Below are 22,200 nucleotides of genomic sequence, written 5' to 3'. Positions count from 1 at the left end.
AACCGGCTCGTCGGCATCCTGCACGGCTGCCTCAAGACCGGCGCCCTCTACGACGAGGCAACCGCCTGGTCGCATCACGCCGAATCGCTTGCTGCTTGACAACTAAAGCTCCTGGGATGTCTTTCAGTGGGATTCGCGCGGCACGTGGTCGCCGCTGGAGCCGACGAGGAAGTCGAGGTCGGCGCCGGTGTCGGCCTGCCGTACGGTCTCGACGTAGAGGCGCTGCCAGCCGCGGGAGGGGCGGGCGAACGCTTCGGCCATCTTCGGGGACGGCCGGCGGGCGGCGAGTTCGTCGGCAGGGAGGTCGATGTCGAGGCGGCGGTTCTCGACGTCCAGAATGACCATGTCGCCGGTGCGCACGAGCCCTAGGGGTCCGCCGGCGGCGGCTTCGGGGGCGACGTGCAGGACGACGGTGCCGTAGGCGGTGCCGCTCATCCGTCCGTCGCAGATGCGCACCATGTCGCGTACGCCCTGGGCGAGCAGCTTGGGCGGCAGCGGCAGGTTGGACACCTCGGGCATGCCGGGGTAGCCCTTGGGGCCGCAGCCGCGCAGGATCAGCACCGAGTCGGCGGTCACCTCCAGGTCGGGGTCGTCGAGCCGGGCGTGCAGGTCCTCGACGGAGTCGAACACGACGGCGGGCCCGCGGTGCTGGAGCAGGTGGGGCGAGGCGGCGGCGGGTTTGATGACGGCGCCGTCGGGGGCGAGGTCGCCGTAGAGGACGGCGATGCCGGCATCCCGCTGCAGCGGCTGGTGCCGCGACCGGATGACCTCGCGGTCGTGGACCGCCGCGTCGTGGAGGTGGTCGATCAGCGGGCGGCCGGTGACGGTGATCGCTTCCGGGTCGAGCAGGTCCACGAGCTCGTTGAGGACGGCGTGCAGGCCGCCGGCCCGGTACAGGTCGTCCATCAGGTAGCGGCCGGCGGGCTGCAGGTCGACCAGCAGGGGTACGCCGGAGCCGGTGCGGTCGAAGTCGTCCTGGGTCAGCTCGACGCCGAGCCGTCCGGCGATGGCCAGCAGGTGGACGACGGCATTGGTGGAGCCGCCGAGCGCGGCCAGCGCGACGATGGCGTTGAGGAACGAGCCGCGCGTCATGACGGTCGAGGGGCGGCGGCCGGTGGAGATCATCTCGACGATGAGGCGGCCGGTCTCGTGGGCGCCTTCGAGCAGGCGGCTGTCGGGGGCAGGGGTGCCGGCCAGGCCGGGCAGGGTCATGCCGAGCACCTCGGCGAGCAGGCCCATGGTGGAGGCGGTGCCCATCGTGTTGCAGTGGCCCTTGCCGCGGATCATCGACGACTCCGAGCGCAGGAACGCCTCGCCACTGAGCGTGCCGGCGCGGACTTCCTCGCTCAGTTTCCACACGTCGGTCCCGCAGCCGAGTGGGGAGCCGCGGAAGGTTCCGGTGATCATCGGCCCGCCCGGGACGACGACCGCGGGCAGATCGACCGAGGCGGCGGCCATGAGCAGGGCGGGGATGGTCTTGTCGCAGCCGCCGAGCAGCACCACGCCGTCGATGGGATTGGCCCGCAGCATCTCCTCGACGGCCATCGCGGCCATGTTGCGCCAGAGCATCGCGGTGGGGCGGACGTTCGTCTCGCCGAGGGAGACCACCGGCAGGTTCAGCGGGACGCCGCCCGCCTCCCACACGCCGCGCTTGACATGCTCGGCGACCTCGTTGAGGTGCATGTTGCAGGGAGTGAGGTCGGAGGCGGTGTTGGCGATCGCGATGTGCGGACGGCCGTCGAAGGCGTCGGACGGCAGCCCGCGCCGCATCCACGCGCGATGGATGTAGGCGTTGCGGTCACTCCCCGCGTACCACTGAGCGCTCCGGCTCCTCGCCACGAGCCCACCAATCTTTCCAATTATTGGAACTTTGATTCGATTCATGAAACCCAGAAAGAAGGGTAGACCACGGGCCACCGCCACGGAACCGCCAAAGCGGGAAACTTCCGTTTTCTGGAATGATGGTCTAACCTTCGGAACATGTCCGGCGGCGCGGTGGTCTGCCGCTCCAACCCCTCCTGAGAGAGGCACCCGTGTATCTCATGCGCATCGGCGCGCCCGGCGAGACCGGCCAGGCCGTCGGCGGGCGCCGGCACGTCGTGGGACCCCGATAGATGCGGGCCCTGGTTCTGACCGGCCCTGGTGAAGCCGAGGTCCACGAGGTCCAAGCGCCCGTCGCCGCGCCGGGCGAAGTGGTCGTGGACATCGAGCGGGTCGGCGTGTGCGGCACGGACGTCGAGCTGTTCACCGGCGAGATGAGCTACCTGCGCACCGGTCGCTCCTGGTACCCGCTCCGTCCCGGTCACGAGTGGTGCGGGCGCGTCAGCGCGGTGAGCGAGGGCGTGAGCCCTTCATGGCTCGGGCAGCGAGTCACCGGCGACACCATGCTCGGCTGCGGTCACTGCGACCGCTGCCGGACCGGCCGTCACCACGTGTGCGCCGAGCTTGCCGAGATCGGCATCAGCCGGGGCCGCCCCGGCGCGCTCGCCGAGCAGATCGCGGTGCCCGCCACAGCCCTGCACCACCTCCCGGACACCGTGGATCCCACGCTCGGCGCGCTCGTCGAACCAGGGGGTAACGCTCTGCGGGCCGTCCGCGCGGCGGGATTGGAGGCGGGTGATCGGCTTCTGGTCCTGGGCACCGGCACGATCGGCCTCCTCACGGCCCTGTTCGCTCGCGCCGACGGAGCCGAGGTCCACTTGATGGGGCGCGACAACGACGGCCTGCGTCTGGCCGAACGCCTGGGCTTCACCGATGCCTGGACCCGGGGGTCACTGCCTTCCCTGCCCTGGGATGCCGTCATCGACGCGTCCAACGCACCCGGGCTGCCCGCCCTCGCGCTCGACCTCGTCGAACCCGGCCGGCGTGTCGTCTACATCGGCCTGGCCGGCACCCCGTCCATGATCGACACCCGCGACCAGGCGCTCAAGGACGTCACCGCCGTCGGCATCCTGGGCGGCTCGGCCGGCCTGGCGGGAACCATCGCCGCCTACGCCGAAGCCGCGGTCGACGCCCGCCCCCTCGTGGCCGCCACGGTCGGCCTCGCCGAGACCGCCGACGTCCTGGCCGGACGGCGGCCGTCCGGCGCCGGGCCGGGCCCGAAGATCCACATCGACCCGCGCCGATAGGAGGGTACGAACCTGATCGATATGGCGGACCCCGCAGGTCGCCGCGCTGCTGCCCACCGGCCGTAGAGCCCTCCGCCGTCACCCGGCGCCTGCCGTCTCCGCCCGCGCCGCCGCTACGGCCCGACCTGGACCACACCTTCAGCGAAGGCGACCCGCTGCGGACCCTCCGGGAGCTCGCCGGGCGGACCGAGGCTCGGGGTGCGCCGTGTCGAGGGCCGGACACGCGTACGCAGCGACAACTGATCACCAAGGGGGCTCAGCGGCAGGGGACGGCCCGAGCGGTTCGCTCGTACGGCCGGGCGAGCCAGCGACCACGCTCGCCCGGCACCTCCACGACGGCAACGCTCCTCGTCATGACCCGGTGAGCAGTCGGCTCTCCACCGCGTCGGTGGCCGCGAGGTGGCGGCGGCGGCTCGGCATCATCAGGGTCGGGTGGGAGACGCTCCAGGCCGCGCCGGCGCAGATCATCTCCTTGACGCGGGCGGCGGTTCGGCCGGTGAAGGCGGTGGACGTGACCTGATCGTCGGGGGTCACGCGCTGGATGATGGCATCGCGGCGTCCGAGGCTGATGCACTGCAGGGTGTAGCCGATCGTGGTCTGAGGAACCTCGCGACCGGTCAAGCGCGCGGCGATGACGTCGGCTGCCAGCCACGCCATCGGGTTCGCCGAGGCGCAGGACATCCGCAGCGGCTTGCCACCCGCTCCTTCGGCGAGGGCGGCGTCGCCGACGGCGTACACGTCGGGGTGCGAGACCGATCGCATGCCGGCGTCGACGACGATCCGGCCGCTGTCGGACACCTCAAGGGTGGTGGCGGCCGCGATCGGGTGGACGGTGAAACCCGCGGTCCACACGGTCACCTGGGCCGCGATCTTCCCGCCGGCACCGGTGACCACGCCGTTCGCTTCGACGCGCGCGATGTCGGCATGGTCGTGGACCGTGATGCCGAGCCGGTCCAAGGCGCCGCGCAAGTGACGCTGCGCCTTGTCGCTGAGCCAGCCGCCGACGCGCCCGCGGGCGGCGATCGCGACCTTCAGGTCCGGGTGGGCCTCGGCGATCTCGGTGGCTGTCTCGATGCCGGTCAGGCCGCCGCCCACGATCAGTACGGTCCCACCGGGCTCCAACTCGCCCAGGCGCGCCCGCAGCCGGAGAGCGGACTGCTTGCCGGCCACGTCGTGGGCGTGCTCCGCGACACCGGGGGCGCCGTGATCGGCGATGGCGCTGCCCAGGGCGTACACGAGGGTGTCATAGGCGAGGGTCTCACCGCCGAGATCGACGGTCTTGCCTTCCACATCGACAGCGGTGACCCGCGCGGTCCGGACCTGTACGCCGGTGCCCGCGTAGAGGTCGCGCAGCGGGCGGGGCGGCAGGTCCTGCCCGCTCGCGAGCTGGTGCATGCGCACCCGTTCGACGAACTCCGGGTCACCGTTGACCAGGGTGATCTCAACGTCGTCGCGGTGCAGCCGCCTGGCGAGGCGGCCGGCGGTGTTGGCTCCGGCGTACCCGGCTCCCAGGACGACGATGCGGTGCTTCATGGCTCGCTCCTATCTGGTTGCTTGCGCCTCCTGAACCGGACAGGCGTGCGATCCCTGACAGCCAACGAGTGTGATCTGGGTCACCCATGGTCCGGCGGCGGCAGAAGCCGAGTCGATCTCGGCCCGCGCGGGATGCGGTTCGATCGGAAGTGGAGCACGATGTCGGCCACGGCCCGCCGTATCCGCCTAAAAGGGCACATGCGGGGGCATGTAGCTAGGATGCCCCCATGAGCGCACGTTTTCGGGCAGTACTCGGCGAAGACCAACCCATCGTGCGCGAAGGTGTCGCCGCCATGCTCTCCCGGGCCGGCGTCGAAGTCGTCGCGTCCGTGGGCGACGCCGTCGAGCTGGTACGGGCCGCCGCCGCCGAGCAGCCGGACGTCGTCATCACCGACATCCGGATGCCGCCGCAGCTCACCGACGACGGCCTGCGGGCCGCCCTCGAGATCAGGGCCGAGAGGCCGCAGACGGCGGTGATCGTGCTCTCGCAGTTCCTCGACCCGTCCTACGCCCTCGACCTCGTGGGAGACGATCCGGCCGGCGTCGGTTACCTGCTGAAGGAGAAGGTGGCCAGCGCGCAGGTGCTCACCGACGCGGTCGAACGCGTGGTGAGCGGCGGCTCCGCGCTCGACCCCGATGTCATCTCGAGCCTGGTGAAGCGGCGGCGCAAGGCCGATCCGCTGAGCGAGCTCACCCCCCGGGAGAAGGACGTGCTCGCCCTGATGGCCGAAGGCCACTCGAACGGGGGGATCGCGGCGAAGCTCTTCGTCACCGTCCCCGCCGTCGAGCGGCACGTAACCGGCATCTTCATGAAGCTCGGTCTCCAGCAGACGGACTCCACGCAGCACCGCCGGGTCCTGGCGGTGCTGCGGTATCTCCGGCGCTGAGCCCCGATCCGCCGGGGCCGCCTTGTGAGCGGAGGCGTCAGACGTTCACGGTGGACTGGACGGTGAGCAGGTCGCCGAGGCCGACACGCGACAGGAACCGGCCGCGGATGCGGTCGGCGACCGCGGAGACCTCTTCCGAGCCGTCGTCGGCCGGGTCGATGTGGACCCGGTAGGGACGCTGCCCGGCGGGAAGCGCGACGATGCGCGCGATCTCCTTGGAGACCAGGGACGCGTCGGCACCCGCGGGGGCGAGGGCGGCGAGCTTCTGGGAGACCTGCTCGACCAGGTGCGGGTACTTCCGTTCGTACTCGGCCTCGACCGCCTCGTCGGCGGGACGGCCGGAGTGGGCGAAGTGGTTGGTGCCGCTGGTGAACGAGCCGGGAACCACGATCGAGGTCTCCACCCCCCAGCGGGCCAGCTCGGCGGAATAGCTGACGGCCAGGGAGTCCATCGCGGCTTTGGCCGCGAAGTAGGGCGCCAGATAGGGCGGGGTCCCGCCCTTGACGCTGGAACTGGAGACCCAGATCACCAGGCCCCTGCCGGCCGCGCGCAGGTAGGGCAGCGCGGCGCGGTTGACCCGCTGGGTCGACAGCACGTTCACGTCGTACAGCTCGGCGAGCTGCTCCGGGGTGAAGGCCTCGGCCGGGCCGGTGACCATGTGGCCGGCGTTGTGGATCAGGACGTCGATGCGGCCGTGCGTGGCGATGACCTGATGGACGGCGGCGTTGACGGATTCCTGGAAGTTGACGTCGAGCTCGATGACGCGCAGATCCACGTCGTGCTGGACGGCGTAGTCGGCGGCGGCCTCCACCTGGGGCGCGTTGCGGGTGGCGGTCTGCCGCATGCCGGCGTAGACGGTGTTGCCGGCGTCGGCCAGAGCGCGGGCGGTGAGGGCTCCGAAGCCGCTGGAGGCCCCGGTGATCAGGACGATGTTGCTCATGACGTTCTCCTTTGCGTACGTGTGCGAAGGTCAGGCGAGGCCGCCGTTTGCGAACAGGACCTGGCCGTTGACCCAGCGCGCTGGGCCGGCGAGGAAGGCGACGGATTCGGCGATGTCGTCGGGGGTGCCCAGGCGCTCCAGCGGGGCGGCCTTGGCCAGGCCGTCGATCTCGGCCTGGCCCTTGCCCTGGAGGAACAGCGGTGTGGCGGTCGGGCCGGGGGCGACCGCGTTGACCGTGATGTCCCTGCCGCGCAGCTCGCGGGCCAGCACCAGCGTCATGCCCTCGACCGCGGCCTTGCTCGCCGCGTAGGCGCCGTAGCCCGGGAACTGGGTGCGGGTGACCGAGGTGGAGAAGTTGATGATCGCGCCGCCCGGCCGCAGGCGGCGGGCGGCCTGCTGGGACACCACGAACGTCCCGCGGATGTTGGCGCGGTGCATCCGGTCCAGGTCGCCGAGGTCCAGCGTCGCGATCGGCGACAGCAGCATGATGCCCGCCGTGTTGACGACCACGTCGATGCCGCCGAACTCCCGCTCGACCGCGTCGAACGCGGCGGACATGGCGATCTCGTCCGCGACGTCGCCGTTGACGGTGATCGCCCTGCCGCCCGCGGCGGTGATCGCGGCGGCCGCCTCCTCGGCCCTGTCCTTGTTGCCCGCGTAGTGCAGGCCGATCGCCATGCCGTCCCTGGCCAGGCGTTCGGCGACGACGCGGCCGATGCCGCCGGAGCCGCCGGTGACCAGGGCCACGCGGCCGATGGTGTCAGTCATGGATAAACGCCTTTCGTGGGTTCAGCGGGCCGAGGGCACGTAGGGGAAGGTCCGCCGGGGTGCGGCGGTGACGGATTCCTTGGTGATGCCGAGCGCGACGGGTGTGTTGGCGGCGAAGGAGAACATCACGTCGGGGGCGTTGTCGGTCAGCGAACGGCCGTTCCACCCGGCGAAGCCGAACGAGGCGGAGGTGTCCAGCGTGTACGGCAGCACGTTGGGGAAGACCTTGGCGGCGACAGCCCTGCCGTAGGCGGCGGGGTCCTCCGCGGTCCCGTAGGCGCGGACCACGCCCGTGACCTTGTCGGCGATGGCCTTGCCGTGTACCTGCCGGTCCTCCGAGGGGTGGCCCTCGTTGAGATGATCGCCCAGATGCTCGTCGAGCTGCGTGAACAGCGGATGGATCATCGGCAGACCGGCCCGGTTGACCGGCCGCCAGCCGCCCGCGTCGGTGGCCAGCGTGGTCAGCGACCAGACCCCGATGCGCCCGTCGTCCCCGCAGACCGGGCGCAGCTCGCCATGGGGGAGTTCCAGCACGATGGAGTACACGGTGTGGCCGGCGAACAGGTTGACCGCGGTCGCGGGGTCCCAGCCCGACAGGTCGACCTTGGTGCCGTGCTCGAAGGCGGCGCCGACCGCGTGCAGCACGTCGGGCTCGATCCAGAACGGGTCCCCGGCCATGCCCGCCCATACGCGCAGGCCCTGCCCGCCGTCCACCGTCGTGCCGGTCGTGCCCCGCGCGACGACCGGACCGGAACCGAACAGGTCACGGGCCGCGGGTCCGGTGATGCGCCGCAGCTCGAACGCCTGCTCCCCATCCGCGTCACGGTCGCCGAACGTGAACCTGTAGGTGACGTCCTCGACGGCGTCCCCGTTGCCGTCGATCTTGAACTCGTAGCGCGCCTCGGGGTGGAAACCACGGGTGACGTTGCCGGCCAGCGAGTGGCTCACGTTCATCACGAACACGGTGCCGGTCTCGCCGCGGAAGACGTACTGGTCGGTTATGTCGAGACGGGGATCCTGGCGCGCCAAGGGCGAGTCGAGGTGGTGGGACATGGCAATCTGACCCTTTCGATGCAGGTGGGAGGGCGGCGGCCAGACGGCGAGCCCGGTGGTGGCTCCGGCCGCTGCGCCAACTGGTACCGAGTTTTTCGTGACGGTGCCCCGCCCGCTATTGAGCAGGCTGCACACCGTTCGCTGTGGCGTGCCCGCACCCTGTGTGGGGCTGACCCCACACAGGGCGGGGAGATCCCCAGACCCTTTCGTGGTGCGTCCTCAATTCCGTGTGCCGTGGCGGCCGGAGAGCCTGGTGGGGCGGACAACCGCCACGAGCACCTGTTGAAGGGCACCCGTTGAAACGCTCAGCCATGACCGCCACATCTTTCAGCCGCGTACTGCTGACCGGCGCCGGCACCGGGATCGCGGCCCCCGCGTCGATCTCCCTGGCCCGCACCGGGGACGCCGACCGTGGTGGAGCTCGACGTGCTGCCGGAGCAGTCCGCCCAGGACGCGGTTACCCGCGTTGAGAAGCGGGCCGGCGGCTGGACGTCGTGGTGCACAACGCCGCGCACCTGCTGGTCGGCGTCACCGAGGCGGTCAGCCCCGAGGAGGTGTCGCGCGACTTCGACGTCAACGCCGTCGGAGCCCTGCGGGTGAACCGGGCCGTTCTGCCGGTCATGCGCCGGCAGGAGTCGCGGCCGCTGCTGTGGATCGGCTCGGGCACCACCCGGCGCGCCGTCGCCGACGGGTCCGACCACGGCGGTGAGATCGTCAACGGTGCCGCCCAGGAACTGCGGCTCCGCCTGGCCCGCCGCATGGGCGTCACCGCCCTGCTCGACCGCATCTGACACCTTCACCTCAACCCAGGAGGGATCCCATGACCATCGGTACCCGCAAGCTCGGCACCACCGGCCCCGAGGTATCGCTCATCGGCCTCGGCACCATGGGCATGTCGGACCTGTACGGCCAGGCCGACGAGGCCGAGAGCATCGCCACCCTGCACGCCGCGTTCGACGCCGGTCTCACCCTCGTCGACACCGCCGACTTCTACGGCTCCGGCGCCAACGAGCTGCTCATCGCACGTGCGCTGAAGGAGCGCAGGCGCGACGAGATCGTCCTGAGCGTCAAGTTCGGCTCCCGCCGCACCCCCGACGGCGGCTTCCAGCCCGTTCCCTACGACGTGTCCCCGGCAGCCGTCAAGGACCGGCTGGCCTACTCACTGCGGCGCCTGAACACCGACTACATCGACATCTACCGTCCGGCCCGCCTCAACCCCGACATCCCGGTCGAGGAGACCGTCGGCGCGTTGGAGGAGATGCGGCAGGCCGGCTTCATCCGGCACATCGGCCTGTCCGAGGTCGGGGCGCGGACCCTGCGCCGCGCCGCGGCCGTCGCTCCCATCAGCGACCTGCAGATCGAGTACTCCCTGCTGTCCCGCGGCCCGGAGACCTCGATCATCCCGGCCCTGCGCGAGCTCGGCATCGGCCTGACCGCCTATGGCGTGCTCTCCCGTGGTCTGCTCAGCGGCCACTGGACCGCCGCGCGGCACCTGGACGCCGGCGACTTCCGCGCGCACAGTCCCCGCTTCCAGGGTGAGAACCTGCGGGCCAACCTGCGCCTGGTCGAGGCACTGGGGCGGGTCGCCGAGCGGCTGGGCGCGACCACCGGCCAGGTCGCCATCGCCTGGGTGGCCGCGCAGGGCGACGACATCGTGCCCCTGATCGGAGCCCGTCGCAGGGAACGGCTCGCCGAGTCCCTCGGTGTCGTGGATCTCGTGCTCGACGCCGGGTCCCGGGCCGAGATCGAAGCGGCCGTGCCCGCCGGCTCCGCCGCGGGGGAGCGCTACGCCGCTCCACTCATGGCCACCCTCGACAGCGAACGCTGAACTCCTGTGGCAGCGAAGGAGTCCTCGCTGCCACAGGTTTCCGCTCAGACGGCCAGTGCCTCGCGCAGAGCGGCGATGGCCTGGCCGATCGCCGCGTCGGCGGCGCGGGTGCCGCGCAGGGCGTTCAGCATGACGAAGTCGTGGATGATGCCCTGGTAGCGGACGGCGGTCACGGGAACGCCCGCCTGGCGCAGCTTGCCGGCGTACGCCTCGCCCTCGTCGCGCAGGACGTCCGCCTCGCCGGTGATGACGAGCGCCGGCGGCAGCCCGGCGAGTTCTTCGACGGTGGCGCGCAGCGGCGATGCCGTGATCCGGGCGCGCTCCTTCTCGTCGGTCGTGTACTGGTCCCAGAACCACTTCATGGCCTCGCGGGTCAGGAAGTACCCCTCGGCGAACTGGTGGTAGGAGCCGGTGTCGAAGTTCGCGTCGGTGACCGGGTAGAACAGCACCTGGAACGTCAGCGGCACATCGCCGCGCTCCTTGGCCATCAACGTCATCGCGGCCGTCATGTTGCCGCCGACCGAGTCGCCCGCCACGGCCAGACGGGAGGCGTCCAGGCCCTTGCCGGCGCCGTCGGTGACCACCCAGCGGGCCACCGTGTAGTTCTGCTCGATGGCGACCGGGTAGCGCGCCTCGGGTGACAGGTCGTACTCGGGGAAGACCACGGCGGCGCCGATGCCCACGGCGAGCTCGCGGACGAGCCGGTCGTGGGTGTGGGCGTTGCCGAACACCCAGCCCGCGCCGTGGATGTAGAGCACGACCGGGAGCGTGCCGGCGACCCCGGCGGGCCTGACGACGCGGGCGCGGACGCTGCCCGTCGGCCCGCCCGGCACGGTGATCCACTCCTCGTCCACGGCGGGCTTCGCGATCTCCCCCGACTGGACCTCGTCGACCGTCCTGCGGCCCTCGGCCGGGGGCAGCTGGTAGAGGAACGGCGGCTGCGACGTAGCCTCGGCGAACGCCGCCGCGGCCTCCTCCAGCACGGGTGTGACCGGGGTGAACGTCTCGGACATGATGCTCCTCCGCGAGGGGCGAGGGCTGAACGGGGGACTTCGCGAGGCCCCCCCTTGGACGCCCTCCAGTCTGGTCACGGGCCGCCCCGGCGGCTGTAGAGCCGCCCGCAGGGCCCGGGTGGGCCGTCCCAAGACCGTACGTCGGGAAAACCCCACGTCGCGCCGCGGCGCCACCTCATCCGGCAGGCGAGAACAGGGCCCTCAGATCGGTGTCGAACAGCCGGTCCTTGGCCACGAAGCGCAGGATTCCGGCCTCGGCGAGCTCCTCGTCCGACCATGCCCAGGGATCGGTGGAGGTCAGCACGATCCGCAGCGGGTGAACCTCGCGCGTGAGCGCCCGGGCGACGGCGAGGCCGTCCTCGTCGGGAAGATGAAGATCGAGCAGCACGCCGTCAGGGCGGTGTTCCCGGACCGCCGCGACCGCCGACGCGCCGTCCGGCGACTCGGCGACGACCTGCAGCCCTCGTACGGCCAGCAGGGTCCTCGCGATGCGACGGAATCCGGGGTCGTCGTCGACGACCACCACGTTGACTGACACGGAACCCAGCTTCTCCGACGGGACAACTCGCAGGCCATGGGGCCAACCCCACGTTCACCAGAGTACTCAGTCCGGTATCGGGATCCGCGCCAGGATCGTCGTGCCGCCGCCGGGAGGCGAGTCGATGGTCAACGTGCCGTCGAAGGCGGCCACGCGGTCGGCCAGCCCGGTGAGGCCACTGCCTGCCGTGGTGGCGCCCACACCACCGACACCGTCGTCGACGACCCGGATCTGCAGGGTCTCCCCGAGCTCGAGCGAGATGTCGATCTGGGACGCCTGGGCGTGCTTGACCGCGTTCGTCACGGCCTCGGCCACCACGAAATAGGCGTTCGACTCGACGGCGCCGGGAACCCTCTCGCCGAGGTTGCTCTCGACCACGGCCGGTACCGGGCAGCGGGACGCCAGCTCCTGCACCGCCGCCACCAGGCCCTTCACCGTCAGCACGAGCGGGTAGATGCCCCTCGCGAGCTCCCTCAGCTCGTCGATGGCCGTCTGCGCGTTGGCGATCGACTGGTCCAGCAGCTCGGTGGCGGACGATTCCGTCTCGGGGACCAGCTCCCGCGCCAGCCTGAGCCCGATCATCAGGCTGACGAGCCGTTGCTGCGCCCCGTCGTGCAGGTCCCGGGCCGTACGCCGGTGTACCGCCTCGACGCTTTCCATGATGCGTCTGCGGCTGTCCTGCAACGAGGCGGCCATGGTGTTGAAGGACGTGCCCAGCGCACCGATCTCCGCCACCCTGCTGGGGACGATCCGCACGCCGAGATCGCCGCCGGCGAGCCGCTCCGCCGCGGCCGCCACCCCGCGTACGGGCCGCACGACGGCGCGGTGCTGGAGCACCGTGAACCCGGCCACGAGCGCGGTCGACGCCGCCAGCCCCACACCTGCCGCGATCACCGCCCGCCGCCCGTTGGCCCCCGCGGCGTCCTCGCGCGCGGCGAGCTCGGCGCGCTCGTCCGCCGTGTACTGGTCGAACTGGGCCCGCAGGGCGTCGACGCGCTGCTTGCCCTCGGCCGTCGCCGCCAGGCCGGAGGCGGTGGCATCACCCCGCCGTACGGCCTCCACCAGCGGGACCGAGTAGTCGTTCACCAAAGAGGTGACGCCCTGCCTGATCTGTTCGGCGATGCGCCGCTGACCGGCGGACGTGGCCGTCTCGGTGAACCTCCGCTCCTGCTCGGGGAGCTCCCTGCGCGCCTGGTGCCACGGCTCCAGGAACTCCTCGCGCCTGGTGATCACAAAACCGCGCTGGCCCGTCTCGAGGTCGAGGACCAGCTGTTCCAGGTTGCCGGCTTCGACCAGGGCCGAACGGGAAGCGCGTCTCGCCGAGGTGGAGCTGTTCGCATCGGCGATCGCCCACATCAGGACGGCGAACGCGACACCGATCAACAAGGCGAGCAGGGCGCTCGCCGCGATCGTGAGGCGTGTCAGCCCTCGCCAAGGAACGGGTCCGGCGACGCGACCGGCGGCAGGGAATCTCGGGGAGAGACGGATCATAGGTGTCGGCCGCCCGTTCACCGCGCTGGGACCAGATGCTCGCACCAGTATCCTGCGTTTTTTAGGGCAGGTCCAATGCCTCTTTTGGGGCGTTCGATAACCGGGGGGCATTGGTGCGGGAGCGACCGGGGTTGTGGAATGCTTGATGGCCCGATGGACCTCGATCTGCGCAAGCTGCGATATTTCGTGGCCGTGGCCGAGCGCCTGCACTTCGGCCAGGCGGCCCTCGCCCTGCACGTCACCCAGCCCGCGCTGTCCCGGCAGATCCGGCAGCTGGAGCGCGACCTCGGGGTCGTGCTCTTCAGCCGTACCAGCAGGGACGTGAGCCTCACCGCCGCCGGCGAGCAGTTCCTGCACGACGCCCGCGCCCTGCTGGCCGCCGGGCAGGCCGCCCAGGACCGCGTCCGCCGCATCGACGCCGGCGAGCACACCCTGACCGTCGGCTTCATGCTCGGTACGGACGTCACCGCAGCGCTGAGCGGGTTCTCCGCCGGCCACCCCGACGTGCCGATCGAACTGGTCCGCATCCGCTGGTGGAATCAGGCGCGACCGCTCCTCGACGGCACCGTCGACGTCGGCTTCGTCCGGCTGCCCGTCGACGCCGACGGGCTGGACGTCCTGCCGCTGTACCCGGAGCGGCTCAGCCTCGTCCTGCCCGCCCGTCACCCCCTGTCCGGCGAGGCCGGGATTCGCGTCGCCGACCTCGCGGGCGAACCGATCCTGCAGTACGCCGACGCCGCGCCCGACTGGGCGGCCGTCTGGAGCGCCGCGCCCGCGCCCGACGGCACCCAGCCGGTGCGGGGCCCCGCCTTCCGCGACATAGAGGAACTTCTCGGCTACGTCAGGGCAGGACGCGGCGTGGCCCTCCTCCCCGAGCCGGTGGCGGCCCTGTTCCCGCGCCCCGACATCGCCTACGTCCCCGCGATCGACGTACCGCCGGGCCGGGTGGCCCTCGCCTGGGACGGCACCCGGCAGTCCAGGCTCGTCACCGACTTCGTCACGGCCGCACGAAGCGCACGCCGTGGCTGAGGGGGAGCAGCCGGTGGATTGGCGCGCCCGCCGTGCTCGTACGCCCCGTCACGTGGCGTCGCTCGTTACGGCTTGTCCTTCAGCACTCCCGTCAACCGGTCGTAGCGGTGGACACGCACGCTGGACTCGGCGTGGTCCTGCAGTCCCCTGACCCGCACCACGAGCACGCCTTGCTGAACCCGGTCCTCGGTGCTGACGCGGAGCCAGGGCTCACCGTCACGCAGCGCGATGACATCCTCCACCAGATCGCCGTCGGGCCCCGCCGCGATGGCGTACGTACGGCCTTCAGGCGCAGCGATGTCGATGCCGCCGTCCTGCCGAAGCGTGAAGGTGACGACGAGATTGCCACGGCCGCCGTTCGCGTCGCCCACGAAGTCGTACAGAGGCGCGGGATCGCCCGCGTAGTATCGCAGCCGCCCCATGCCGGTGACGTCCATGCCGTTGTAGAAGTTGCGGCCCGCCGAGTCCAACCAGAAATGCGGGTTGTGGGTGGGCGAGCTGAAGCTCGGGCCGGAGTTGTAGGAGATGTGCCAGTGGGGAGGATTGTCGGCGTGCAAGGTGTTGTTGGTCTCAAAGCCCATCAGCACGAACCTGTGTCCCTTCGCCGCGGCGACCTCGACCAGGCCGGAGTCCCGGAGGATGGCGTGTGCCGCGACGAGCTGGTGCACCACCGATTTGACCGGGCCGGCCGGCCACGGCACCGCCGTCCACGGGCCCGCGACGCGGTCAGGGTCGTTGTGCTCGATCCGCCAGTTCATTCCCGGTGAGATGTCGGGGAAGCTCCATACCTGGAGCGTCGGCTGGTTCGCGTCGGCCGAGGGCTGCGCCATCGGCAGCGTGAACGAGAAGCTGTGCCTGTCGCCGGGAACGCGGCGCAGCGCCAGCCGGGTGTCCTGGTGGACGACGGCCTCGATGTGCGTGTCCGGCCAACGGACGGTGACCTCTATGCCGGCAGCGTTCTGCGGGCCTCGCACGAACGTGTAGTACTCCGCACGTGAGGCCACGGAGTAGTTCGCGCCGGGCAGGATCTCGTAGCCGACGGGCAGCACGACCTCGGGCCGGCCGGGTTCGCCAGGTCGGCTACGTACGACGCGGAAGGCCGCGTACGCCGTCGCCGCCGCCCGAGCGGCGCCGGGCAGCGCGACCGCCAGGCCGGCGACGGGCACGCCGGCGAGTAAGGCCCGACGGGACAAGGATCCAGACATGAGGGCATTCCTCTCAATCGCACCACGAGGCTGTGCCGTCCGTTACGCAGGGGACGCGCCTTGATCTTCTGCCTCGGGCCTACCAGCGGAACCTCCCCTCTCGGAACGGCAGGTGAACACGGAGCATCGTTTCCAGGCCAGCCACCGGCAGATCGACGCATTCGATGCCACAGGGGGTCTGGATGCGGCGAAGGTGACCGTGACACCCGCTCCCGACAGGGGCAGCCAGTCCTGCGCGATTCGCCATCAGGCGTGGCTTTGCCGCATCAGCGGCCCAGCAGCGGGTGTACAGGCAGGATCTTCCGTACAGGACCACGACGTGCTTATGTGATCGTCTCGTCCAGGGTCTGGTGGCGGCCGGCGGTGTATTCGGTGGTGAAGATCTCTTCGCCCAGGATCCGGCGACAGGTCGCGGCGATCCTGTCGGCGTCGGCACGTTCCGATGGGGACGGCGGGAGGGCGGTGGCCTCGCGGGACGCAGCCGCCGCGCCGAGGAGCCGGGCGGCGTGGGCGTGGGCGCCCGCGAGGGCCGCGGCCCCGGCCAGGCCCTCCGCCGCGGAGATCACGCCGTGCGGGGCGTCGAGCTTGCGTGCCGCGCTGTACGCCTCCAGGTGCAGGGTGCGGGCGGCCTCGGCGTCGCCGCGTTCCTCGGCGGTGAAGCCCAGTTCGACCAGGACCATCGAGAGGTACAGGGGCTCGGCGCCGCCTCCTGACTTCGCCCGCCGTACCAGGTTGCCGAGGTGTTCCTCGGCGAGTTCGAGCTCGCCCTGCCTGCGGGCGGCGCAGCCGAGGCCGATCTCGGCGAGGATCTCGCCCCCCGAGTAGTCCTGTTCCGTGGCGAGGCGGAAGGCGCGCTCGCACAGCTTCCAGGCCTTCGCGTAGTCGCCCAGTTGCACGTGGGTCCAGCCGAGCCAGGCGAGTTGACCGCTGACGTCCGGCCACAGGCCCAGCGCCTCCGCCATGTGCACGCCTTCCTCGTGCCGCCTGGCGGCGCGGTCGTTGTCGCCGGTCAGCTCTGCCAGGCCGCCCAGCCAGCTCGACGCCTGCAGCTGACCCCATCGGTCGCCGAGCTCGGCGAACAGCTCCGCGCTTCTGGTCGCCGCCCGCTCGAGTACGGTCAGGTCGCCGCGTACGTGCGCGAACTGGGCGCGAGTGCTCAGCGCCGCCGCCTCGCCCCACCGGTCGCCCGCGGCGCGCAGGGCCTCCAGAGCCCTGCCGAGCAGCTCTTCGGCGGCTTCCATCTCACCCAGGTTCACCAGCGCGAAGGCCAGGAACCACGCGGCCCTGGCCCGCTCGCCCAGCTCCCCGGCGAACACCTCCGCCGCCTGCTCCCGGCGGGCCACCCACTCGGCACTCCCGCCCTTCAGCACGGAGACGCCCACGAGCCACGCCATCGCCAAGGACCGCACCCCGCCACCCGCCGCGGTGAGGGCGGTTTCGAGTGAGCGACCGGCTTCGGTCAGGCGGCCGCGGAGGTACCAGTACCAGGTGAGGGCATTGACGAGACGGAGAGTCAGCTCCGGGTGAGCGCCGTCCACGACGGCGCGGAGGTTGGCGGCCTCCGCGTCGAGCAGGCCGAGCCACTGGCGCTGGCCGGGGCCGTAGAGATGGGGGGCGGCTCGTTCAGCGAGATCGGTGTAATAGGCATGGTGGCGGTGCCGTACCTCATTCAGGTCGCCCGCCTCTCGCATGCGTTCCACGCAGTAGGCGGCGACGGACTCCAGCAGGCGGAAGCGGTTTCCCGCCCTGGACACCAGCGACCTGTCGACGAGGCGGGCGAGCAGGTCGAGGACGTCCTCGGCGGCCACGCCGTCACCGGGGCACACGGCCTCGGCCGCCTCCAGGACGCACCCGTCGGCGTGCACGGCCAGGCGGCGCAGCACGAGCCGCTCCTGCTCGGTCAGCAGCTCCCAGCTCCAGTCGATCATGGCGGTCAGCGTCTTCTGGCGGGGAGGCGCACCCCGATGCCCGGTCGCCAGCAGCCTGAAGCGGTCGTCCAGCCGCTCCACCAGGCCGTCCACGCCCAGCGCCCGCACCCTGGTGGCGGCCAGCTCCAGCGCCAGCGGGATCCCGTCCAGCCGCCTGCACAGCAACGAGACGGCGGGGGTGGTCGTGTCGTCGAGCCGGAAATCGCTCTGCGCGGCCGCCGCCCTGGCCGCGAACAACCGGACGGCGCTGTCCTGCTCCAGCGGCGGCACGTTCAACACCACCTCGCCGGGCAGCGCCAGCGGCTCCCTGCTCGTCGCCAGGATCCGGAGCTCCGGCGCGGCCCGCAGCAGCGCCTCCGCCAGGTCCGCCACCTGGTCCACGACGTGCTCGCAGTTGTCCAGCACCAGCAGCACCCGCCGGTTGCGCAGCGCACGCGCCAGCCGGTCGCGTGCCGTACGCGGCTCGCCGCCCGGGTCGCGGATCTCCATGACCGCCATCACGAGCTCGGCCACCTCGCCGGACCGGGGCATGGAGGCCAGCTCGACCAGCCAGACACCGTCGGAGTGGGCGGAGACCAGCCGGCTCGCCGTCTCCACGGCCAGCCGCGTCTTGCCCACCCCGCCGGACCCGCAGAGCGTCACCAGCCGATTCGTGCCGAGCTGTGCGGACACCTCGGCCAATGACCCGTCCCGCCCGATCAGCTCGGTGAGCGGAACAGGCAGGTTGGTGGCGTGCCGTACCGCCGGAGCGAGGTCAGGGTCCTGGGCGAGGATGGCTCGCTGCAACTCGGCCAGCTCGGGGCCGGGGTCCAGGCCGAGCTCCTCGCCGAGCCGTTGTCGCAGGTCGGCGTAGCTGTCCAGCGCCTCGCTCTGCCGTCCGGCCCGATACAGGGCCTTCAGGTGTACGGCACGCAGCCGCTCACGCAGCGGATGCCGCGCCACCAGGTCGGCCAGCTCCCCGGCGAGCAGGGCGTGTTCTCCCAGCTGCAGCCGGGCCTCGGCGTACGCTTCCACCGCGGTCAGGCGCTGCTCCTCCAGCCGGGCGATCGCCGCCCTGGCGAACTCCTCGTCGGCGAAATCGGCGAACGCCGGGCCCCGCCACAGGGCCAGCGCGTCGGCCAGCAGCGCGGCCCGCGCTACCGGGTCTTTCGCCGCTTGGGCCTGCTTGGTGAGCTCGGTGAACCGGTGCGCGTCCACGGCGTCCGCCTCCACCTGCAGCAGGTAGCCCGCGGGCCGGTGCGCCACCAGCTTCCGATCGCCCAGCGCCTTGCGCAGCTGCGAGACCCTGACCTGCAGCGTGGCCGACGGATTGGCGGGGGCGTCGTCTCCCCACAGGTCGTCGACCAGCCGGTCGGCCGACACCGGGCGGCCCTCGTGCAGGAGCAGGTCGGCCAGGATCGCGCGGACCTTCAGCCCACGGATCGTGACGGGCGCGCCGTCCGCGTCCCACACCATCAGCGGGCCAAGCACCCCAAACCGCATGACCGTCACCCTATGCCGGAGCGGTAAGAGCGGTGGAAGGAACCGGTAAGGGCCGCCCCGCACAGTAGTCACATGGCAAGCAACGAACGGCTGCGGGTGGCGGTGATCATCGGTAGCACCAGAAGCGGCAGGTTCGGCCCGACGGTGGCCGAGTGGTTCGCCGCCCAGGCCCGCAGGCGAAGGGAGCTGGAGGTCGACGTCGTCGATCTGGCCGAGGCGCGGCTGCCCGAGGTCCTCACCGACGAGGACGAGGAGCTGCCTGCCGAGGTGCGGGCGCTGGCTCCGCGGCTGGCCGCGGCGGACGGCTTCGTGGTGGTGACCCCCGAGTACAACCACAGCTTCCCCGCGCCGCTCAAGACCGCCATCGACTGGTACTACGCGGAGTGGCAGGCCAAACCGGTCGCCTTCGTGTCGTACGGCAGGGAGTCGGGCGGCCTGCACGCGGTCACCCAGCTCCGTGAGATCTTCGCCGTGCTGCGGGCGGTGGCCGTCACCGAGGCGGTCAGCCTGCCCTGCTACTGGGATCTCTTCGACGCCGACGGCTCCTGGCCCAAACGGGGCGCGAGCTGCCATGCGGCGGCCGGAATCACGCTTGACCAGCTGTCATGGTGGGCCCGTACGCTGCGGGCCGCCAGAAACGATCACCAATGGAGGCAACAATGAGGAAAGTCATCGCTTCGACCTACACCACGCTCGACGGCTACATCGACGAGCCGCAGAACTGGTCGTTCGACTACCGGACGGACGATGCCACCCAATACGCCCTGGATCTGATGCGCAGGTCGGACGCCCTGCTGTCGGGGCGGGCCACCTACGAGGGGTTCGCGTCGGTCTGGCCGACCAGGCCCAGCGACGAGTTCTCCGACCGGATCAACGGCATGCACCACTACGTGGTCAGCGACACCCTGGAGAAGGCCGACATCTGGGGCACCTCCACCATCATCAGGGGCGAGAACCTCGTCGAGGAGGTCACCAAGCTCAAGCGGCAGCCGGGCCGCGACATCATCATCTACGGCAACGGGCAGCTGACCGACGCGCTGTCGCAGGCCGGGCTGCTCGACGAGTACCACCTGTGGGTGCACCCCCTCATCGTCGGCGAGGGTGAGCCGCTGTTCAGGCGTGAGTCGAAGGCCAAGCTGAAGCTGCTGGAGAGCAGGACGTTCAGCTCCGGCCTGGTCATCCTGGTCTACCAGCCCGAGCAGTAGACCAGGACGACCGTTGCGAACCCGCCTCGGTCAGCGCTGTTGTGGAGGGTGATCGGGGCCCACCCATCTTCGGCACCGTCCGGATCGCGCCCAATTTCCGGCAAGGCGCAGACTCCACGGCGGTCTCGGACTTCAGGCATGTCTCCTGTGATCGCCGAATTCGCCGTTGGTTTCACAGTCCCGCCGAATGCGATAAGCGACCTGAGCGGTTGGAATCCGGCCTTTAGCGATCTCTGCGGTCTTCAATGAGCTCGAGTGCTTCGGCGGGGACGTTGACCATGCCGCGTTCCGCGCCGAACGGGTCGGGATCGAGGGATACAGGGTAATGGCCGCTCGCCCAGCACTCAGCCATGGTGACGGTGAGGGGGCAGATCATTCCGGTCCAGCCGGCCTCGAAAAGCATGCCGCTCTGCCGGCTGGTGAACGTCTCCTTGAGTGCCACGCGGTCGCCAGTGTCGAATTTCGGCCGGAGGTAGACCTTCTTGTCGTGGTGAGCCACTTGATACCGGCCGGCGATCCGCTCGAGAGGGGTGCCTTCGACTCCGGGGAACGGGTCGGCGGAGTAGAGCCTTCGGCCGTCGTCCATGGCGACGAGGTGCTTGCCCTCGGCGCGCATGGTTCGAGGGTCTGCGTCGTCCGGGTAGATGATGGTTCCCTTGGCGCCGGCGGCGTACAAGGGCTCCGATCCCTTGTCCTGGCCTGCCCAGTCCTTCATCAACACCCCGGTGGACGGATCGATTTCTCCCCAGAAGGGCTTGACGAGCCGGACCCGGTCGCCCTCGCTGAATCCTTGGTGTTCCGGTGAACTGGATTCGTTCTGTTTCGGTGATGGAGGCATTTGGGCTGGGGGTGGCGGGTGATATTCCAGATGCTGTCGGTGCCGGCATGGCTTCGGATTTCTCCAGCCGTCGACGAACCAGGTGATCGGCCAGAGCATGCTCGCCCACACCGCGCTCGTCACCCCCACCTCTCCCGATGCGGGCCACACTCCGCACCTTCGGTGATAGTAGATTCGCGCGCTGATGCCGGCACCGATGAACCAGATGGCCAGGATAACGAATGCCGTCATGGCGATCCCTCCGGTGGGCCGGAAAAGTATGGTATATCGCGGAACGGTCCATGAACAGACTGAAAGACTCTCGTTTCCTCGGAGATCCTCTCATGCGGGATATATGCCGCATATTTCGCAATAGCCGCATTTTGCTGGCGGATTCCGGGTGCTTGACGTGGAAAAGCTCGCCGCGCATTATGCGTATCCCATCGAGCGATGTCCGAGAGTTGGCGCTCCATGCAGTGCGAAAGATGTTCCAGGGCAACGTATGAGTGTGATGTCTGCAAGGGGAAAGGCAGTATTTGGAGCGTCACGGGGTCGATGACGTGCACCGAGTGTGCCGCCACCGGCCGTCTCTGCCCGCACGATGGAAAATTCTGGAAGAAGTGATCAACAGCAGCCTCCACAATGCTCACCCTCTTCGTCCTCTTCGCCGCTTTTCTTGTACTTCGTCACGATCGTGATGTGGGTTGCCAGAGTGAAGGATGTCGTCCGAGTGATACTCCTCTGACCAGCATTTACGCCGGAGAGCTACAGGATCGATACTTTCGGTAGTCATCCGATTGAGGAGGTTCTCGCATGCTCACCGGCTTCCGACGCGACAAGCTCGCCCGCCGCTTCAGCCAGCTCGACTTCGACGGCGACGGGCAACTCCAGCATGACGATCTCGCGACCATGGCCGCCCGCCTGTGTGATGGGCTCGTTCCGGCGGACCGGCCCGATCTGCGTGCGGAGTTCGCCACCGCCTACGACGAGCTGTGGAAGGCATTGCTCGGCTCCGCCGACGCCGACAAGGACGGCAAGGTCTCCCTGGAGGAGTACGTAACGGCCGTTGAGAGGGACCCGGCACGATTCGAGGGATCGGTCCGCCGCATCGGCATGGCCCTGTTCGACTCGATCGACGACGACGGCAGCGACGTCGTCGATCCCCAGGAGCTCTTCCGCCTCGGCAGCGCCTTCGGTTTGTCCAGGCAGGAGACCGATGCCCTGTTCGAGCGGCTCGACCGTGACGGCAGCGGCGAGATCGGCCGCGAGGAGTGGCTCGCCGCCATCCGGGACTTCTACTACGGCGACGATCCGGAGTCGGCCGGAAGCCTGCTGTTCGGGCGCGTGCTCTGATC

At 70.4% G+C, this 22,200-nt stretch carries 19 protein-coding genes; 8 read left to right on the top strand and 11 right to left on the bottom strand.

Annotated features, from left to right (window positions below; all coding sequences use genetic code 11):
- Nucleotides 1-123: 123 nt before the first annotated feature.
- On the bottom strand, nucleotides 124-1,839 hold the full coding sequence (locus ACBJ59_RS56665; protein WP_375118280.1) for an IlvD/Edd family dehydratase: 1,716 nt from the start codon (nucleotides 1,837-1,839) through the stop codon (nucleotides 124-126).
- A gap of 275 nt (nucleotides 1,840-2,114) precedes the next feature.
- On the opposite strand from ACBJ59_RS56665, the gene ACBJ59_RS56660 reads away from it, so the two are divergent.
- Nucleotides 2,115-3,128, top strand: a complete 1,014-nt coding sequence (locus ACBJ59_RS56660; protein ID WP_375118279.1) for a zinc-binding dehydrogenase — start codon at nucleotides 2,115-2,117, stop codon at nucleotides 3,126-3,128.
- Nucleotides 3,129-3,479: 351 nt separating this feature from the next.
- Here ACBJ59_RS56660 and ACBJ59_RS56655 read toward each other — a convergent pair whose 3' ends face one another.
- Complete coding sequence (locus tag ACBJ59_RS56655) at nucleotides 3,480-4,661, bottom strand: NAD(P)/FAD-dependent oxidoreductase (protein ID WP_375118278.1); 1,182 nt, start codon at nucleotides 4,659-4,661, stop codon at nucleotides 3,480-3,482.
- A 227-nt stretch (nucleotides 4,662-4,888) separates the two neighbouring features.
- On the opposite strand from ACBJ59_RS56655, the gene ACBJ59_RS56650 reads away from it, so the two are divergent.
- A complete protein-coding gene (locus ACBJ59_RS56650) occupies nucleotides 4,889-5,548 on the top strand; it encodes a response regulator (protein WP_375118277.1) in 660 nt (219 codons plus the stop codon).
- Between the two features lie 37 nt (nucleotides 5,549-5,585).
- Here the strand turns inward: ACBJ59_RS56650 and ACBJ59_RS56645 are convergent, their stop codons facing one another.
- The 3 genes from ACBJ59_RS56645 to ACBJ59_RS56635 are packed head-to-tail and all read right to left on the bottom strand — an operon-like array spanning nucleotide 5,586 to nucleotide 8,309.
- On the bottom strand, nucleotides 5,586-6,488 hold the full coding sequence (locus tag ACBJ59_RS56645; protein ID WP_375118276.1) for an SDR family oxidoreductase: 903 nt from the start codon (nucleotides 6,486-6,488) through the stop codon (nucleotides 5,586-5,588).
- 30 nt (nucleotides 6,489-6,518) lie between these two features.
- Entirely contained in the window at nucleotides 6,519-7,256 is a 738-nt protein-coding gene (locus ACBJ59_RS56640; RefSeq protein WP_375118275.1) for an SDR family oxidoreductase, read from the bottom strand.
- Nucleotides 7,257-7,277: 21 nt separating this feature from the next.
- A complete protein-coding gene (locus tag ACBJ59_RS56635) occupies nucleotides 7,278-8,309 on the bottom strand; it encodes a DUF4331 family protein (protein WP_375118274.1) in 1,032 nt (343 codons plus the stop codon).
- Nucleotides 8,310-8,794: 485 nt separating this feature from the next.
- Between ACBJ59_RS56635 and ACBJ59_RS56630 the strand changes: the two genes are divergently transcribed.
- Both ACBJ59_RS56630 and ACBJ59_RS56625 read left to right on the top strand, forming a co-directional pair.
- Nucleotides 8,795-9,100, top strand: a complete 306-nt coding sequence (locus ACBJ59_RS56630) for an SDR family NAD(P)-dependent oxidoreductase (protein ID WP_375118282.1) — start codon at nucleotides 8,795-8,797, stop codon at nucleotides 9,098-9,100.
- A 29-nt stretch (nucleotides 9,101-9,129) separates the two neighbouring features.
- Nucleotides 9,130-10,137, top strand: coding sequence for an aldo/keto reductase (locus ACBJ59_RS56625; RefSeq protein ID WP_375118273.1), 1,008 nt, complete (start codon nucleotides 9,130-9,132; stop codon nucleotides 10,135-10,137).
- A gap of 44 nt (nucleotides 10,138-10,181) precedes the next feature.
- Here ACBJ59_RS56625 and ACBJ59_RS56620 read toward each other — a convergent pair whose 3' ends face one another.
- From ACBJ59_RS56620 to ACBJ59_RS56610, 3 genes are all read right to left on the bottom strand, one after another.
- Nucleotides 10,182-11,150 carry an alpha/beta hydrolase gene (locus ACBJ59_RS56620; RefSeq protein WP_375118272.1) on the bottom strand — a complete coding sequence of 323 codons (969 nt, stop codon included), beginning with the start codon at nucleotides 11,148-11,150 and terminating at the stop codon, nucleotides 10,182-10,184.
- Between the two features lie 175 nt (nucleotides 11,151-11,325).
- Nucleotides 11,326-11,688 (bottom strand): response regulator, encoded by a 363-nt coding sequence (locus tag ACBJ59_RS56615; protein WP_375118271.1) that lies wholly within the window; start codon nucleotides 11,686-11,688, stop codon nucleotides 11,326-11,328.
- A gap of 66 nt (nucleotides 11,689-11,754) precedes the next feature.
- Nucleotides 11,755-13,074 carry a CHASE3 domain-containing protein gene (locus ACBJ59_RS56610; RefSeq protein WP_375118270.1) on the bottom strand — a complete coding sequence of 440 codons (1,320 nt, stop codon included), beginning with the start codon at nucleotides 13,072-13,074 and terminating at the stop codon, nucleotides 11,755-11,757.
- Between the two features lie 258 nt (nucleotides 13,075-13,332).
- On the opposite strand from ACBJ59_RS56610, the gene ACBJ59_RS56605 reads away from it, so the two are divergent.
- The gene (locus tag ACBJ59_RS56605; RefSeq protein ID WP_375118269.1) at nucleotides 13,333-14,208 is read left to right on the top strand and encodes a LysR substrate-binding domain-containing protein; all 876 of its coding nucleotides are present in this window, start codon (nucleotides 13,333-13,335) and stop codon (nucleotides 14,206-14,208) included.
- Between the two features lie 65 nt (nucleotides 14,209-14,273).
- Here ACBJ59_RS56605 and ACBJ59_RS56600 read toward each other — a convergent pair whose 3' ends face one another.
- Together ACBJ59_RS56600 and ACBJ59_RS56595 are read right to left on the bottom strand one after the other, a co-directional pair.
- Nucleotides 14,274-15,413, bottom strand: coding sequence for a hypothetical protein (locus ACBJ59_RS56600; protein WP_375118268.1), 1,140 nt, complete (start codon nucleotides 15,411-15,413; stop codon nucleotides 14,274-14,276).
- A gap of 323 nt (nucleotides 15,414-15,736) precedes the next feature.
- On the bottom strand, nucleotides 15,737-18,823 hold the full coding sequence (locus ACBJ59_RS56595; RefSeq protein WP_375118267.1) for a BTAD domain-containing putative transcriptional regulator: 3,087 nt from the start codon (nucleotides 18,821-18,823) through the stop codon (nucleotides 15,737-15,739).
- A 72-nt stretch (nucleotides 18,824-18,895) separates the two neighbouring features.
- Between ACBJ59_RS56595 and ACBJ59_RS56590 the strand changes: the two genes are divergently transcribed.
- On the top strand, nucleotides 18,896-19,486 hold the full coding sequence (locus tag ACBJ59_RS56590; RefSeq protein WP_375118266.1) for an NADPH-dependent FMN reductase: 591 nt from the start codon (nucleotides 18,896-18,898) through the stop codon (nucleotides 19,484-19,486).
- Entirely contained in the window at nucleotides 19,483-20,028 is a 546-nt protein-coding gene (locus ACBJ59_RS56585; RefSeq protein ID WP_375118265.1) for a dihydrofolate reductase family protein, read from the top strand. Before ACBJ59_RS56590 ends, ACBJ59_RS56585 begins: the two co-directional genes overlap by 4 nt.
- 223 nt (nucleotides 20,029-20,251) lie before the next feature.
- Here ACBJ59_RS56585 and ACBJ59_RS56580 read toward each other — a convergent pair whose 3' ends face one another.
- Nucleotides 20,252-21,097 (bottom strand): hypothetical protein, encoded by an 846-nt coding sequence (locus ACBJ59_RS56580; RefSeq protein WP_375118264.1) that lies wholly within the window; start codon nucleotides 21,095-21,097, stop codon nucleotides 20,252-20,254.
- A gap of 561 nt (nucleotides 21,098-21,658) precedes the next feature.
- On the opposite strand from ACBJ59_RS56580, the gene ACBJ59_RS56575 reads away from it, so the two are divergent.
- On the top strand, nucleotides 21,659-22,198 hold the full coding sequence (locus ACBJ59_RS56575; protein ID WP_375118263.1) for an EF-hand domain-containing protein: 540 nt from the start codon (nucleotides 21,659-21,661) through the stop codon (nucleotides 22,196-22,198).
- The last annotated feature ends 2 nt before the right edge of the window (nucleotides 22,199-22,200 follow it).

The sequence above is a fragment of the Nonomuraea sp. MTCD27 genome (genome assembly GCF_041950495.1).
Lineage (GTDB): Bacteria > Actinomycetota > Actinomycetes > Streptosporangiales > Streptosporangiaceae > Nonomuraea.
Note: the sequence above shows the minus strand (reverse complement) of the source record. Positions and strands in the feature narration are given on the sequence as shown.